The organism is Thermospira aquatica, assembly GCF_023525255.1.
GTDB classification, from domain to species: Bacteria; Spirochaetota; Brevinematia; order Brevinematales; family Thermospiraceae; genus Thermospira; species Thermospira aquatica.
The window spans coordinates 1-15,682 of record NZ_CP073355.1; the positions used below are offsets into that span (position 1 = coordinate 1).

General features: G+C 45.0%; 15 protein-coding genes. 6 read left to right on the plus strand and 9 right to left on the minus strand.

Features of this window, described 5'->3' with window-relative positions:
• Positions 1–1,632, plus strand: coding sequence for an alkaline phosphatase (locus KDW03_RS00005; RefSeq protein WP_271435360.1), 1,632 nt, complete (start codon positions 1–3; stop codon positions 1,630–1,632).
• Between the two features lie 129 nt (positions 1,633–1,761).
• A complete protein-coding gene (locus tag KDW03_RS00010; RefSeq protein WP_271435361.1) occupies positions 1,762–2,637 on the plus strand; it encodes an SPOR domain-containing protein in 876 nt (291 codons plus the stop codon).
• Positions 2,638–2,715: 78 nt separating this feature from the next.
• Here the strand turns inward: KDW03_RS00010 and ilvD are convergent, their stop codons facing one another.
• Both ilvD and KDW03_RS00020 read right to left on the minus strand, forming a co-directional pair.
• Positions 2,716–4,389: a dihydroxy-acid dehydratase gene (gene ilvD / locus KDW03_RS00015; protein ID WP_271435362.1), complete on the minus strand. Its 1,674-nt coding sequence runs from the start codon at positions 4,387–4,389 to the stop codon at positions 2,716–2,718.
• Between the two features lie 144 nt (positions 4,390–4,533).
• Positions 4,534–5,040 (minus strand): HAMP domain-containing protein, encoded by a 507-nt coding sequence (locus KDW03_RS00020; protein WP_271435363.1) that lies wholly within the window; start codon positions 5,038–5,040, stop codon positions 4,534–4,536.
• Between the two features lie 882 nt (positions 5,041–5,922).
• Between KDW03_RS00020 and murA the strand changes: the two genes are divergently transcribed.
• From murA to KDW03_RS00040, 4 genes are read left to right on the plus strand one after another with little or no spacing between them, the layout of a single operon-like run.
• Complete coding sequence (gene murA / locus KDW03_RS00025; protein WP_271435364.1) at positions 5,923–7,194, plus strand: UDP-N-acetylglucosamine 1-carboxyvinyltransferase; 1,272 nt, start codon at positions 5,923–5,925, stop codon at positions 7,192–7,194.
• The gene (locus tag KDW03_RS00030; RefSeq protein ID WP_271435365.1) at positions 7,195–8,379 is read left to right on the plus strand and encodes a TraB/GumN family protein; all 1,185 of its coding nucleotides are present in this window, start codon (positions 7,195–7,197) and stop codon (positions 8,377–8,379) included. It begins immediately after the preceding gene.
• Between the two features lie 60 nt (positions 8,380–8,439).
• Positions 8,440–8,964 carry a 5-(carboxyamino)imidazole ribonucleotide mutase gene (gene purE / locus KDW03_RS00035; RefSeq protein WP_271435366.1) on the plus strand — a complete coding sequence of 175 codons (525 nt, stop codon included), beginning with the start codon at positions 8,440–8,442 and terminating at the stop codon, positions 8,962–8,964.
• Complete coding sequence (locus KDW03_RS00040; protein WP_271435367.1) at positions 8,961–9,338, plus strand: hypothetical protein; 378 nt, start codon at positions 8,961–8,963, stop codon at positions 9,336–9,338. Before purE ends, KDW03_RS00040 begins: the two co-directional genes overlap by 4 nt.
• Positions 9,339–9,392: 54 nt before the next feature.
• Here KDW03_RS00040 and lpxC read toward each other — a convergent pair whose 3' ends face one another.
• The 7 genes from lpxC to KDW03_RS00075 form a co-directional block, all read right to left on the minus strand.
• On the minus strand, positions 9,393–10,325 hold the full coding sequence (gene lpxC / locus KDW03_RS00045) for a UDP-3-O-acyl-N-acetylglucosamine deacetylase (RefSeq protein WP_271435368.1): 933 nt from the start codon (positions 10,323–10,325) through the stop codon (positions 9,393–9,395).
• 128 nt (positions 10,326–10,453) lie between these two features.
• Positions 10,454–11,014: a guanylate kinase gene (gmk, locus tag KDW03_RS00050; RefSeq protein ID WP_271435369.1), complete on the minus strand. Its 561-nt coding sequence runs from the start codon at positions 11,012–11,014 to the stop codon at positions 10,454–10,456.
• Complete coding sequence (locus KDW03_RS00055) at positions 11,011–11,904, minus strand: YicC/YloC family endoribonuclease (RefSeq protein ID WP_271435370.1); 894 nt, start codon at positions 11,902–11,904, stop codon at positions 11,011–11,013. Before KDW03_RS00055 ends, gmk begins: the two co-directional genes overlap by 4 nt.
• Positions 11,894–12,661: a ribonuclease III gene (gene rnc, locus KDW03_RS00060; RefSeq protein ID WP_271435371.1), complete on the minus strand. Its 768-nt coding sequence runs from the start codon at positions 12,659–12,661 to the stop codon at positions 11,894–11,896. The genes KDW03_RS00055 and rnc overlap by 11 nt, the downstream gene beginning before the upstream one ends.
• Entirely contained in the window at positions 12,630–13,880 is a 1,251-nt protein-coding gene (fabF, locus tag KDW03_RS00065; protein ID WP_271435372.1) for a beta-ketoacyl-ACP synthase II, read from the minus strand. The genes rnc and fabF overlap by 32 nt, the downstream gene beginning before the upstream one ends.
• 19 nt (positions 13,881–13,899) lie before the next feature.
• Positions 13,900–14,646, minus strand: coding sequence for a 3-oxoacyl-[acyl-carrier-protein] reductase (gene fabG / locus KDW03_RS00070; protein WP_271435373.1), 747 nt, complete (start codon positions 14,644–14,646; stop codon positions 13,900–13,902).
• A gap of 25 nt (positions 14,647–14,671) precedes the next feature.
• Positions 14,672–15,658: a beta-ketoacyl-ACP synthase III gene (locus KDW03_RS00075; protein WP_271435374.1), complete on the minus strand. Its 987-nt coding sequence runs from the start codon at positions 15,656–15,658 to the stop codon at positions 14,672–14,674.
• Positions 15,659–15,682 lie beyond the last annotated feature (24 nt).

Consider the following 15,682-nt stretch of genomic DNA (forward strand, 5'->3'; position numbering starts at 1 on the left):
ATGAAAAGACTTTTCTCTTTTGTTGGGTTGTTTCTGGTGGTGGGATGGTTCTGGGGATACAAGCTTCCAGAACTTCCCACAAAGGTAAAACCGGTGAAGAATGTGATTATTCTCATTCCGGATGGGATGAGCATGGGTGGATACACTCTTGCTCGCTGGTACAAAAATGGAGCCCCCCTCGCCATGGATGATATGGCTTGCGGACTGGTACGAACCTACTCTTCGGATGCGGTTATCGCCGACTCCGCCCCTGCTGCTACTGCCTACGCCTGTGGCGTCAAAGCAGTGACCAAAAATATCGGCGTTATGCCCCAAAAGGCTGGCATGCCTGGGGTTCCCGCAATTGTTCGCGGAGAAGAAAATCGTCCCATTGCCAATGTTTTTGAAGCAGCTCGTTTGATAGGCAAATCTACTGGTCTTGTTTTTACCTGTGAAGCACCGCACGCTACCCCTGCTGCCTATTCTGCCCATTCTCCAGACAGAAAACTCTACGACGACATCCTTGAACAACAAGTGTATACGGGTCTAGATGTAGTTTTTGGCGGTGGATGGAAATTTATGACCTCCGAAACACGCCAAGACAAAGAAAACCTCCTTGCCATCGTACAAAGCAATTATATTTATATCTCAAATAGGGCTCAACTCCTCGCCCTGCGACCTGGTAAAAAGGTATGGGGAATGTTTGCTCCCGTAGATCTTCCCTACGAGATCGATAGAGATAAGGAAAAAGACCCTTCTTTAGCAGAAATGACAGCAAAAGCCATTGAAGTTCTCTCAGCAAACCCAAAAGGTTTTGTCTTAATGGTAGAAGGAAGTAAGATTGACTGGGCTGCTCATGCCAATGATCCCGTTGCTCTTATCCACGATATTTTGGCATTTGATGAAGCTGTTCGTACAGCCAAAGAATTCGCCCAAAAAGACAAAAATACCGTTGTCATCGTGTTGACCGATCACGGCAACGGTGGTATCACTATCGGAAATTCCTCTTCTGATAATAGTTATGATAAACTAAAGATTCATGATGTTTTTCGGTTTATCAAATCAGCCAAAACAAGTGGTGAAAATTTAAAAAATCTCATTGCTTCAAACTCTTCTCCAAAAGAAATCCGAAAAACCGTAGCTTCCTACTATGGCATTCCCGACCTCAGTGATGAAGAAGTCCAAGAGATTCAAAAGGCCTCCACCAAAGGGAGCCCTTCTCTGAGCTATATCGTAGGTCCTATGTTAAGTAAACGTTCCTATATTGGATGGACAACCCATGGACATACCGGTGAAGATGTTCCCCTCTTCATCTATTCACCACGGAACGATCATCCCACGGGTACGCTTGAAAACACACAAATAGCTGTCCTCACAGCAAACTATCTGAGAGTTTCTCTCTCAGAAACAACACGCCGACTCTTTGTAGAAGCTATTCCTGAGTTTGAGAAAAAGGGAGCTTCTGTTGAAACCGATACCACTGACCCCAATAACCCTGTGCTCACTGTGAAAAAAGGGAATACTACTCTTCGTTTCCCTGTAAACAAAAACATAGCCTTTATCAACAATCAGACTGTCACTCTCCCAGGCGTGACTGTGTACATCAACAAAAAGTGGTATCTCAGTCAGGACGGCTTAAACCTGCTCAAATAAGGTTACTCATTTCCCTCCATCTGGATAAAAAACTGCTATCCCCTTCCCATCGGGAAGGGGATTTTCTTTTCTCTTTAAAAATTTATCCTATCAAAAAAAATGCCGAAAATAAGAAAAAAGGAGGCTTCTATGGCAGATGTCGATATTATGGATCTCTTTGATAAAGAATTTGTCACAGGAGAGGAAACACCACCACTCCGATCGTCGAGCATCCCCGACTATAAACCAAGTCGCTCGTATCAAACACAAAACACCAGACAAAACGGTGAAGTTCTCACCTCAAAAAAATCTATCGACGAGATAAAAAGAGAACCATCACTTTCACCAACATCCAATGATATTGACGAAAAGCTTGTCTGGGTTGGTGCTATCTTTGTCTTTTTTGGGGTTTTTGCCTTTTTATTGGGATACTGGCTCGGTAATATGAAAGAAAAAGAAATCACCCAGCTCCGCAAAGAAAAACAAACTACCCTGACCCAGCAAATTGAAGAAAAGAAAACAGAGATTGCACTTAAACAAAATGCTCTGCCGGTACAACAGGCTGTGGAGGTAGTACAGCCCGTTCCAACCCCGGCGCCACAAGCATCAACACCGGCACCCACTGTGCAAGAGGTTCCTGTAGTTCCCTCTCTCACTGAAACAACCCAGCCAAAAACCACCTCCCAACCCAGGACGCAAACCAAACCTCCTTCCCAATCTCAAACCACCGTTCAGACAACTACCACGCAAACCACAAAACCATCCCCACAAACGACTACTTCTTCAGGGGGTTCCTATACCATCCAGATCTCTGCTCATACGGATCTCACAAAGGCTCAAGCTGTAGAAACACAACTCCGAAAGTCTGGCTTTAGTCCCTACATCGTAGAGTCAGTTCTCAATGAGGTTACCTATTATCGTGTCCGTGTAGGAAGCTATGGATCTAAAGCCGAAGCCGAGACAGCCCTGGCTAAACTTAAACAACTCTCGCTCGCCAAAGATGCCTACATCCTCTCTCTCAAATAGACCTACCCCCAAGTCTCCTTTTTCCGATTTTTTATCAAAAAAAAGCGGTGCCGGAAAGCACCGCTTTTTTTCTCTATTTTACCTTTTCTCAAACACTCCTCCCTTGTTCGCAGAGGTAACATGCTGTGCATAACGTACCAGATAACCAGTGGTAATTTTTGGAGAAAGTGGCTGAAATTTCTCTTTTCTTCGAGCAATCTCAGTCTCATCGACCAGGAGATTAATCTGACGATTGGGAATGTCTATTTCAATCATATCTCCCTCTTCGATCAAGCCAATAAGTCCTCCAGCAGCTGCTTCAGGCGAAATGTGCCCTATAGAAGCCCCTCGTGTTGCCCCACTGAAACGTCCGTCAGTAATCAGAGCAACTTCCTTGTCCAAGCCAAGACCCGCCACTGTGGAAGTAGGAGCAAGCATCTCTCGCATCCCTGGTCCACCCTTTGGTCCTTCATAACGGATCACAATGACGTCACCTTTTTTGATCTTGCCTTTGAGCAGAGCCTCCACAGCCTCTTCCTCACTGTTAAACACACGGGCAGGGCCTTTGTGATGAAGCATGCTTGGGTCCACGGCTGCCTGTTTTACGATACACCCATCGGGAGCAAGATTTCCCGTAAGGACAGCGAGTCCCCCCTTCTCATGAACAGGCTGATCGATAGGACGAATGACAGAAGGATCCTTGATACCTGCACGATATTCTTTAAGCGTATCACCAAGGGTTTTACCATTGACCGTCATTGTATCGAGATGGATAAGCTTTTTCTTGGCGAGCTCTGCAAGAACTGCAGGAACACCACCTGCACGATAGAGATCAAGAATATGGTGTGGCCCGGCAGGGGAAATTGTCGTGAGATGGGGAACCTTTTCAGTAAACGGAGCAAAATCTTTAAGTTCCAGATCTACCTCACCATAATAAGCAATGGCAGGAAGATGAAGCGTGGTATTGGTTGAACCGCCGAGAGCCATATCCAGAGCAATCGCATTTTCAAAAGCTTTTCTGGTCATGATGTCACGAGCTCGAATATTTTTTTCCACCAGCTCTACAATTTTAAGACCGGACTTTTTAGCAATACGGATCCTGTCTGCAAATACTGCAGGAGCACTTCCATTAAACGGAAGGGAAATACCCAGGGCTTCAGAAAGGTTACTCATCGTGTTGGCCGTAAACATCCCGGAACAGGATCCCTCTCCGGGGCATGCCTGACACTCAAGTTCGAGAAGCTCATCATCTGAGATTTCCTTTTTCGCGTATTTCCCAACAGCTTCAAAGACGGTACTGAGATCAACTTTTTTATTTTGCGCAAGGTTTCCAGGAAGCATTGGTCCGCCGCTTACAAAGATAGAGGGTAGATTCATTCGCATGGCTGCAATCAGCATTCCGGGAATAATTTTATCACACGAGGCAATAAAAACCAACCCATCAAACTGGTAGGCCTCAACCATAATCTCAATCGAATCGGCTATCAACTCTCTCGAGGGAAGGGAGTACTTCATCCCCTTGTGACCCATGGCAATACCATCACATACTCCGATAGTATTGAATTCCACCGGCATACCACCGGCTGCATACACCCCCCTTTTTACCGCATCGGCAATCTTGTTCAAATGAATGTGTCCGGGGATCGTTTCGTTAAAAGAGTTTACAATACCGATTAAGGGACGTTCCAGTTCCCAATCGTCAAAACCCATGGCCCTGAAAAGTGACCGATGTGGTGAACGTTGAAAACCCTTTTTTACCGCATCACTACGCATATCTTCCTCCTTGCCAAGTTTCTCTGTTTCCACAACAAAACAGCTAAAATTATTGTAATGCAGAGAGTATTTTTTTTCCACAAATTTTACAAAATAAAAAGGACCGCCTCAACGACGGTCCTTTGGAGTTTTCTTGAAAATTGGCTATGACTTATTAATCTTGTCAAGGAATCGATTGAGACTCTTCACCACATCGTGAAGCTCATCTTGTTTACGCAGACGAAACTCCACCGTCTTAATATCAATCTTGCCTTCCGTAGCTTCATCCAATGTCTTTTTAATACGATAGATAGGCCCGGCCATCTTGTGAGAAATAAAAAGCCCAAAAACAGCTATAAGCACCAGATACAACACACTGAGCCATATCATTGGCCACATCTGAATCTGAAATTCATTGTAGGATCTACTCATATCAAAAACCACATAGTAAGGAAGATCGGGATTGGTTTTTATCATCTCCTGAAACTCTTCTACATTCTTTACCTGATAAAAGAGATTTTTCGAATACCGCTGCCTATAGAATATACCCATAGAAAGCAGAGAAACAACAAGTCCTAAAATGATTAGAAAAGAAAATCTCGCAATAAACCTGATCTGAAAGGGTTTGTCGATAAAATATCTCCAGCGCATTTTCTTATTTGTCTGTTTCACGTTGGCCTCCTTCACGCATTACTTTGTATTATCATCGGATAACGAGAGCTAAAAATTTATAGTTTAGGAAAAAAAATATACGTTTCACATCGCTGAGATACCACCAGAGGCTGGAGGAGGCTGGCGCCTCGATACGCGGAGCTACTCGGCGACCAGCCCCCTGCGGTCAAGACTTCTCCCCCTTGCCTCCGTGCTTCGGAAGTGTAATCGTGCGGCTGGAGGAATACGTCCTTGCTGCCCACATCTTGGGTAGGAGGTTGTTTTTTTAGCCCAGTCCACGGTTTTTTTGTTGGTGGTTGGTTTTCCCCTGATCACCTCGGGAGGAGGGTGCTCTTCCCTTGTTGCAGTGGGTTAGCAAGAGAAATCCTGTGATACGACAAGAGCATGGTTTTTTTCCTGCGATATGGGAATAGCTTTGGATTTTTCACTTTCACTGTTACAGGGAAACAGCTAACAATCCTTTGTTTTTCACAGCAACAGGAAAAGAATATTCTCAAAACAGTTGAGCGAGTGAGATGGAGGAGCGCTGTTAAATGTTTAATCTACAATTTCCGACATAAGCTCTTTCCATGTTGCAGTTTTGGCAAAAAATGTACTATGATAAAGGAAGAGCTCATTTTTCCAAAGGCGAAGAAAGTGCTCTTTCCATATTTCAGTTTTGTGATCTTCTTTAATGGTTTCTTTTGACTGCGATAAGGGAAGAACTAACATTCTCTCCAAGCTGCAACATGGGAAGAGCTAAGCTTTCATCGAAAACAACCACTCCATCGAAATTTCGGACACAGCAAACGGTGCGTTATAAATATACCTACTCCCATGAAAATTGATTTTTATTCTTTTTTCTGTTATACTATATTTCTATCATAGAGAGAAGGACACTTTATGGATAAGTATGTTATTCACGGTCAACATCGACTTCAAGGCACTGTTTCTATAAGTGGAGCCAAAAACTCCTCCCTTCCACTTATGGCAGCATCACTCCTCACGGCAGAGCCTGTCATTCTTCACAATGTGCCATATCTCATGGATATTCGGACAATGGTTTCTCTTCTCACCCAGTTAGGGAAATCCATTTCTTACCTTGATCCCCACACGATAAAAATTGAAGAAAAATCTGCAGAGCCATATGAAGCACCCTACGACATTGTTCGCAAAATGCGTGCTTCTATCGCTGTTCTCGGTCCCCTTTTGGGGCGCCGTGGAAAAGCAAGGGTTTCTTTCCCTGGAGGATGCACCATTGGACCCCGTCCTATTGATCTCCATATCAAAGGCATGAAAGCTCTCGGCGCAGAAATCACCATCGAAGAAGGTTACATCAACGCCACCTGTCCAGAACTCAAAGGATGTCAGATGAACCTTCTTGGAAGTTTTGGTCCCAGTGTTCTGGGAACTGAAAATGTTATGATGGCTGCCGTCCTTGCAAAGGGCACAACCATCATTGAGGGTGCTGCCGCAGAACCAGAAGTAGCCGACCTCGCCAATTTTCTCAACCAGATGGGAGCAAACATCACAGGGGCTGGAACAAGTATTATCACTATCGAGGGCGTTGATTCTCTCCACGGTGTAGAATACACGACCATCCCTGATAGAATTGAGGCGGGAACATTCATCGCCGCAGCAGGCATTACGGGGGGAGAAATCAGGATAGAGAATGCCTGTGTTCATCATCTCGCGGAACCCATCGAGATTTTCTCCAGGGCAGGGGTAGAGATTGAGATTCTCTCCGATACTACCCTCATCGCTCGAGGCAAAAATATCCGTCCTATTGAGGTAGAGACCAAACCTTACCCCTTCTTCCCAACTGATCTTCAAGCACAATTAATGGCTCTCGTCACCCTTTCGGATGGGATCAGCATCATCTCAGAAAAAATCTTCCCAGATCGTTTTCTCCATGCCGCAGAACTTTGCCGTATGGGCGCCGACATCCACATTGATGGTGCGGTTGCCGTCGTAAAAGGGGTTCCTTACCTTTCTGGGGCTGCCATCATGGCATCTGATCTCCGTGCCGGGGCAGGACTTGTCCTCGCAGGCCTTGCTGCACGCGGTAAGACAGAGGTACTCCGTATTTACCATATCGATCGTGGCTACGAACACTTTGAAGAAAAACTTCGTGCCCTTGGAGCTGATATCGAGAGACGTCCCCAGGAGGAATAAATGCTAAAAGAACAGCTTGCTCCAAACATCATCAAGCTCACGCTTCAGGAAAGACAGATCATTCTCCTGGGGACAGCCCACATCTTTGAGGATAGTGTCAATCAAGTAAAAGAGTGGATAGAAAACTACCAGCCTGACAGTGTTTACGTAGAACTCTGCGAAGCCCGCTATCAAGCACTCTCTTCACATGATCGCTGGAAAAACCTCGATATCATTCAAGTGATCAAATCAGGACAGGGGTTTCTCCTCCTTGCCTCACTTCTCCTTAGTGGCTTACAAAAAAAGATGGGTATCCAGCTTGATGAAGAGGTTGGAGAGGATATGCTTTCCGCTATACGACTCTCACAGGAAAAAAATATTCCTTTCATACTTGCCGACAGGGATCTCAATACCACCCTTCGCAGAACCTGGCAACTCGCCTCTTTCAAAGACAAAATGCGAATACTCGAAATTCTTTTTGAGAGCCTCTTTGAAGACGAAACCATTTCCGAAGAAGATATAAAAAACATGCTCGGGGAAGGAAATCTTTACACCACCATGATGAATGAACTGGGAAAATCTCTGCCTGCCGTCAAGCGTGTCCTCATCGACGAGCGAAACCACTACATAGCACAAAAAATCCTCTCCGGACCAGGCAAGCGGTGTCTTGTAGTTATTGGAAGAGGTCACCTCGAAGGTATAGTTGAAGCCCTGGAAGAACCCTCACGCCTCCCCCCTCTCGAAACGCTTGACAACCTTCCTCAAAAAACATCTCCAGGACACTGGATTGGATGGGGAATACTTGTCTTATTTCTTGGATTGGTGATAACCGGATTTTTCAAAGGAGGCTCAACCGTAGCCCTCTCCATGATCAAAGAATGGATCATCATCAATGGAACAGGCGCTGCCCTTGGATGTCTTCTTGCCCTTGCCCATCCTGTCACCATCCTGAGTAGCTGGATTATTGCTCCCATTACAAGCCTCAATCCTTTCGTAGGAGCAGGGATGTTTCTCGCTCTTATCGAAACCTTCTTCCACAAACCGAGAGTAAAAGACTTTGAAAACCTCCCCCAGGACATCACCAGTTTCAAGGGTTTCTGGAACAACCGTGTCACCAAAATTTTACTTGTCTTTGTAACCGGTTCTCTTGGCTCAGCTATAGGAACCTTTGTCAGTATCCCCTGGATGTCCAGACTTCTCAAATAAACTGGACAATTTCCGCGAGTTTTCTTTATAATATACCACCATATGAATAAGGGGAATACTATGCCATCTCCTCTCGTCGCTATTATCATGGGAAGTGATTCGGATCTCGAGATCATGAAAGACGCAGCACTCGTTTTAGAAGAAATGCATATTCCTTATGAAATTCACATCCTTTCAGCCCACAGAACACCTTTCCAGGCCATGCAATACGCACAAGAAGCTTCTTCAAAAGGGATAGAGGTGATTATTGCGGGTGCTGGGGCTGCTGCCCACCTCGCAGGGGTGATTGCCGCGGTGACAGAGCTTCCTGTCATTGGTGTGCCCACCAAAAGCTCCTACCTTCAGGGGCTTGATTCCCTTCTGTCCATGGTACAGATGCCAGGAGGTATCCCTGTAGCCACGGTCGCCATCAACCAGGCCAAAAACGCAGGACTTTTGGCCGTAAGCATTCTCGGCATCAAATACCCTGAATATCGTGAAGCCTATAAAACCTATAAGAAAAAACTCGAAGAAGAAGTTCTCGCCAAAGACAAAAAACTCACGACAAAAGGCTGGCAAGCCTATCTCGAGGAAAAAAAGAAATGAAACTCTTTTGGTGTGACAAAGCCCGATCCCACTTTCTCCAGGCTTCCCATGGAATCGGAGAAACTCTTGAACTCTTTCTCAGAGAAAAGCGTTTCTTCTTGATTCCAGAGGTTCTTCTCCAATGGATTGAGGATCTTGTTGTCGCCTCCACCAGTGAAATTCCCCACTCCAGTGTCGTGGAAATGTGCCGTATCCTCAATATCCCCCTCACCCTCGAAGAAGAACACTTCCTCCGACTCATGGAAAAGGCAAGTCGTAAAGAAGATGCCTACCGCAACTTTGTGGACACCCTCGATGGAAACCCTTTCCTTCCCACACTCATAGACAAAGTACATCAGGCCCATCTCCGCATTTTTTCGTCCCTCAAAGGATAAAAAAAGGCGTATCCCTCACGGATACGCCCCAGGAATATGGGAAGGTAGTTATAGTCAGGAAGCAAGATGAACCGCAGTCGGTTCCAGATTAAGAAGGGTAGAAACCTGATAGGAATATCCTTCACTGAACACAGGCTGAAGTTCTGTCGTCTTCACAGCGTATTCTGAGAGAACTCGTACAAAATCTACATCCAGAGCATGTCCACCCTTGTAAGAAACCAAGAAACCCTCAAGATCGTATGGTAAAAGAGCCAATGCTCCCAGTAAATCAAGAATCTTGTGCCTTACTGGCTCATCATCATAGCGTGCCCCATTCACAGAACGGTTTTCCCTGCGGCTATAGACATGAACATTCTCAAAACCACCACCAAGTACAAGCCCATTCTTTTGATAATAGTCAAGATCCTCTACAAAACCAAATGTCCTTGCCTGGAAAATAGAGGAAAAAGCCTCTTCTTCAACCATATTTAGCTGAAAGGTCTGGGTTCCAATAGGGGAATTGGGAAAAGAAATAGTATAATTAATCTTCAACCCATAAAAAGGCAACCCCACAAGAAACTTATCTTCTTTCGTAACCCAGAGAGACTCCATAAGACGAAGCGTCGGTCGATACGCATCTTGCTCGATAACCCCGGCCTTCATAAAAGCCTCCACAAAAGGACCCGCACTCCCATCCATAATGGGCATTTCAGGGCCTGTAAACTCGAGAATAGCATTGGATATCCCCAGGCCATAGAGTGCAGCCATCATATGCTCCACTGTTTTATAAGAGACCACACCGTCCGATACGGTGATATTATTCCTCGTATCGGTAATATAATCAATCGTATAAGGCAGCACCCTGTCCTTGCCTTTATATCTCGTCACAAAAACCAATCCTGTATTCTCAGAAGCCGGATGAACCTCTATTGTGCTTGTTTCGCCGGTATGGAGCCCGATCCCTTCAAACCGAACAGAAGAACGAAGTGTCTTTTGTTTTCTTTTCATACGAAACTCCTTACTAATTAAATAGCAAATTTTATGCCAAAAATAAAAATTTATAATTTATTGTTAGAATTAAACTTAAAAGAAAAACAAAAACCTATCGGGATATTTTGTATACAAAAAAATACAACCTAAAAAAGATATGTAGACAAAACCGATTTCAAATATTGGTACGCTTCTTCAAGATCTCTATTTTCAATTTGTACACTATAAAAATCTGCTTTTTTCATTTCTTCAGAAGCTTGTTTAAGCCTTCTCTCGATAGTCTCGGGATCGTCACTGCAGCGTTTCTGAATCCTTTTTCTCAGTTCCTCGATAGAAGGCGGTTTAATAAAAACCAGAAAAGCCTCAGGAAAGGCTTTCTTGATACTCATTCCTCCCTGAACATCAACATCCAGTAAGGCTGTCTTACCCTCTGACATGATCTGCTCTAACTCAGACTTAAGCGTACCATAATAGTTACCGTACACCTCAGCCCATTCCGCAAATTCTCCATTCTCCTTTGCTTTTTCAAAATCTTCTCTCGTATAAAAATAGTAGTCTACTCCATGAACCTCACCCGGTCGCGGTTTTCTCGTCGTTGCCGAAACAGAAAAAGCGAGTCTCTCAGGAAACTCTGCTAAAAGTCTTTTATAAAGTGTGGTCTTGCCTACACCAGATGGGCCTGAAATTATCACAATCCCTGTTTTCATTCGAGGTTCCTTAACTGTTCCCGTATTTTCTCAATCTCTCCTTTAATTTCTATCGTAGCCTGGGCAATCTCATAATCCTGTGACTTGGAAGCTATAGTATTGGTCTCTCGATTCATCTCCTGAGCAATAAAATCCAGTTTCTTCCCATCTCCTATGAGTTTCCCTTCAAGGATCAGCAAAAACTGGTGAAGATGGCTCTTAAGCCTGACTATTTCCTCGTTAATGGCTACGCGAGAGGCAACCAGCTCCATCTCTAACAGCAAACGATTTTGTAAAAGTTCTAAGGTACTTTCCCCCAGAGACTGGGAAAATTCGAGAAGTTTCTTCTGGAGTTCCTGTTGATAACGACTTAAACTTTCCGGATACCTTGTCTCAATTACTTCTAAAGCCTGCTGAATCTTGCCAAGAGACTGTTGAATATCCTGAACTGTTTTTTGCCCTTCGATGCGCATCATTTCTGTAATTTTTGTGAGCACATCATCCAGAATTACCTTCAATCGTTCAAAAAGATACACATCCGCATCGAGTTTCTCCACTTCAACAATGAGTCCCAGAGACAAAAGATCCCTCAAGGTAAGCTCTGTTGCTATCCCCAGTTTCTTTGAAAGAGACAGCAAAGCTTCATAATACTGCTGGGCAAGCTCCATATTGAGAACAACTTTTGAGTTTTTCGCGCTCTTTTCAACCACTCTCATAAAGAGATCTATCTTTCCCCTCTTTAATACCGCGAATACCTGCTGACGAAATTCGTTTTCCCACTCTGCAGGAAGTGCTGTCCCCAACAAACGAAACTCAAAATATCGTGAATTGACACTTTTGAGCTCAATCTCCACATCAAAGTCTTCATATGTCACAAAGCTTCTAGCATAGCCCGTCATACTACGAAGCATTCTCTTTCTCCTTTTCGTGTTCCTCCTGAACAAGAGAGAACAGCTGTTCTGCTGCTTTTTGTTCCGCATCTTTTTTGCTCCGTCCGGTAGAAATGGCTCGCCATTTGTTATGGAGAGTCACCTCCACGGTAAAGAGCTTGTTGTGATCTGGACCTTCTTCTCCTATTACTTTATAAACAGGATACTCTTTATAACGAGCAAGCGCCCATTTCTGAAGTTGACTTTTGTAGTCCCTGATCCCATCCTCAAGTCTTCGTTGCAAAACAGGAGAAAAGAGACGCTTGATTAAACGAAAAGAATTTTCCCATCCATGCTCAAGAAAATACACAGCAAGAAAAGACTCCATCACATCCGCTAAAACCTTTACCCTTGCTCTTTCATCGGACAATGATTCACCCTTACCCAGTTTAAGATAGTCGTAAAACGAAAACTGTTCGGCAATCTCAAACAAGGTTTTTTCATCCACCAGACTTGAACGAAGTGCCGAGAGAGAACCTTCTTTTTCGTTGGGACGGGTTTCATAGAGGAGTTTTGCAATCCCAAGGTTGAGCACGGAATCCCCCAGAAACTCAAGCCTCTCATAATTGTACAAAGGATCCCGGTTTTCATGACTATAAGAAGCATGTGTAAAAGCCCTGTCCAACAAGGCCAGGGCTTTTACATGAACATTAAGTTTTCGACAAAGATCTTTCAGCTGTTTTCTCCTAGCTGGAGAAATCTCTCCACTACTTGTATTTTTTGAAAACCAGAGAGACATCATGTCCACCAAATCCAAAAGAGTTGCTGATAGCGTATTCCACATCCATCTTTATCGCTTTATGGGGAACGTAGTCAAGATCACACTGCTCATCAGGATTATCCAGATTAATCGTTGGATGAATAATTCCCTCCTGAAGCATCTTCACTACAGCAACTGCCTCGATACCACCAGCAGCTCCCAGGGTGTGGCCTGTCATACATTTCGTCGAATTTACCTTCAGTTTGTAAGCATAGTCGCCAAACACCCGCTTAATAGCCATCGTTTCTGCCACATCGCCAAGTGGTGTGGAAGTACCATGAGTATTTACCAGCTGAATATCGGTGGGCTTAAGGCCAGTCTTACGGAGAGCCACCTCCATCGCCAGAGCTGCCCCCGCACCATCCGGACAGGGAGCCGTGATGTGATGTGCATCGGCACTCATACCGTACCCTAGCATCTCCGCATAAATCGGTGCCCCACGCTTCAGAGCATGATTCAGCTCTTCAAGAACAAGCACACCTGCTCCCTCTCCCATCACAAAACCATCTCTATCCTTATCAAAGGGACGAGAACCCTTCGTCGGCTCGTCGTTATAATGGGTAGAAAGCGCCATTGCCTGAGTAAAGCCAGCAAACCCGAGAGGGGTAATAGCTGCCTCCGCACCACCAACCACCATCACATCCGCATCATCCACGAGAATATGGTTGTAAGCCATCGCTATCGCATGGGCAGCCGAAGCACATGCAGAGGACACAGAATAATTTGGACCCCGATAGCCATACCTGATAGAAACATACCCTGAAGTAATGTCCGTAATAATCATCGGAATCATCAACGGAGAGACTCGCTTATGACCATCTCTCTCCATTTTAATAGAGTTTTCATAAAAGGTCTGAATCCCGCCGATACCAGCAGCAATCAGCACCCCCACTCTATCTTTGTCCACGTTAGCGTTCTCAAGCCCACTGGACTTGACAGCCTCCTCTGCTGCCACCCAACCAAAATGGCTAAAACGATCCATGCGCTTTGCAAGCTTCTTGTCTATAAATTCTTCGGGATTGAAAACATCGTTTTTCACCTCTCCACCAATCAAGGAAGGAGAATCCTTGAGGTCAACATTCGTTACCCGAGATATGCCGGAACGACCATTCTTCAAAGAATCCCAGAAGGACTCCACATTTAATCCACAGGCATTGATGGTACCGATTCCGGTAACAACGACTCTTCTTTTCTCCATGATTTCCTCCTGGCGAGGCTTAGGCCATCACCATTCCTCCATCAACGGTAATCGTCTGACCCGTCACATAATCAGAATCAGGTGAAGCAAGGAAAAATACAACACTTGCCACATCTTCAGGGAGACCCATGCGTTTCATGGGCACGAGCTTAAGCATCTCCTCTTTTACTGCATCAGGAAGCTGATCTGTCATCGCCGTTTTAATGTATCCGGGAGCCACAGCGTTCACCTGGACACCACGACCTGCCAGTTCTTTTGCTGCCGTCTTTGTCAAAGCTATCACTCCAGCTTTACTTGCAGCGTAGTTTGCCTGTCCTGCATTCCCCATGAGACCAATAATAGAGGCGATGTTGATAATCTTTCCACTTCTCTGCTTCATCATCACAGGGTAAACAGCCTTAATGCCATTAAACACACCCTTGAGGTTGATATCAATCACAAGATCAAAATCCTCAGGGGTCATCTTGAGGATGAGGTTATCTCTTGTGATACCAGCATTATTCACGAGGATATCCACACTTCCCCATGCCTCTTTGGTCTTGTTCACCATGGCTTCCACTTCCTCATAATTCACCACATTGACCTTCATGGCCATCGTTTTTACCCCTTTGGCTGCCAACTCTTTTGCTGTCTCTTCAGCTGCATCGAGGTTCACATCAACGATCACAACATTTGCACCTTCATCTGCCAGACGGGTAGCAATAGCCTTGCCAATACCACGAGCAGAACCGGTTACAATTGCATTCTTTCCAGCAAGTCTTCCCATATCACGTCCTCCATAAATTATGTTTTTATAATCTGAGAAGGGCTGCACCCCAGGTAAACCCTCCTCCAAATGCTACCATTGCCACCAGATCACCCTTCTTCACACGGCCCTCCTCTATAGCCTCATAGAGAGCCATCGGAATCGTTGCAGAACTGGTATTTCCGTACTTCTGGAGATTCACCATCACACGATCCTCTCCAACACTCAACCTTTCAGCAATAGCCGAGATGATCCGTAAATTTGCCTGATGGGGCACAATAAGCTTCACTTCTGAGGGATCGATATTATGCTCTTTTAAAATAGACTCAAGTGCCTCTGTCATCGTACGCACAGCCACCTTAAAGGTAGCGTTACCGTTCATTTTCATATAGTGGAGCCTTTGATCTACCGTTTCATGAGAAGCAGGATTTTTAGATCCACCGGCAGGAAGCGCAAGAAGATCTGCATACGACCCATCACCACCAAGACTAAAACCAATAAAACCAGAACTCTCTTTCGCATCACCCTGTCCTATCACAGCAGCACCCGCCCCATCACCAAAGAGAATACAGGTAGTTCTGTCTTGCCAGTCCACAATCCTCGAGAGTGTCTCCGCTCCAATCACAAGGACATTCTTGTACATGCCACTTACCACGTAGGCATTAGCCATAGAAAGAGCATAAATAAAACCAGAACATGCGGCCTCAATATCCACTGTGCCCGTATGAGGTATCCCCAGTTTGTCCTGCACCAGTGCAGCTGTTGCTGGAAACACATAGTCAGGGGTAATCGTCGCCACAATCACCATGTCAATATCCTGTGGTGTAAGACCCGCCTTTTCAATAGCCTGCCGTGCTGCTATTACCGCCAGATCCGAAGTGGCCTGATCATCAGCTGCTATCCGGCGTTCTTTTATACCTGTGCGGGTCGTAATCCACTCATCATTAGTTTCCACCATCTTTTCCAGGTCATGGTTGGTGAGTACCTTTTCAGGTACATACATACCCATACCTTTAATGACAGCTTTGTACATTTTTTGCACCTCTCTTCTATGGTT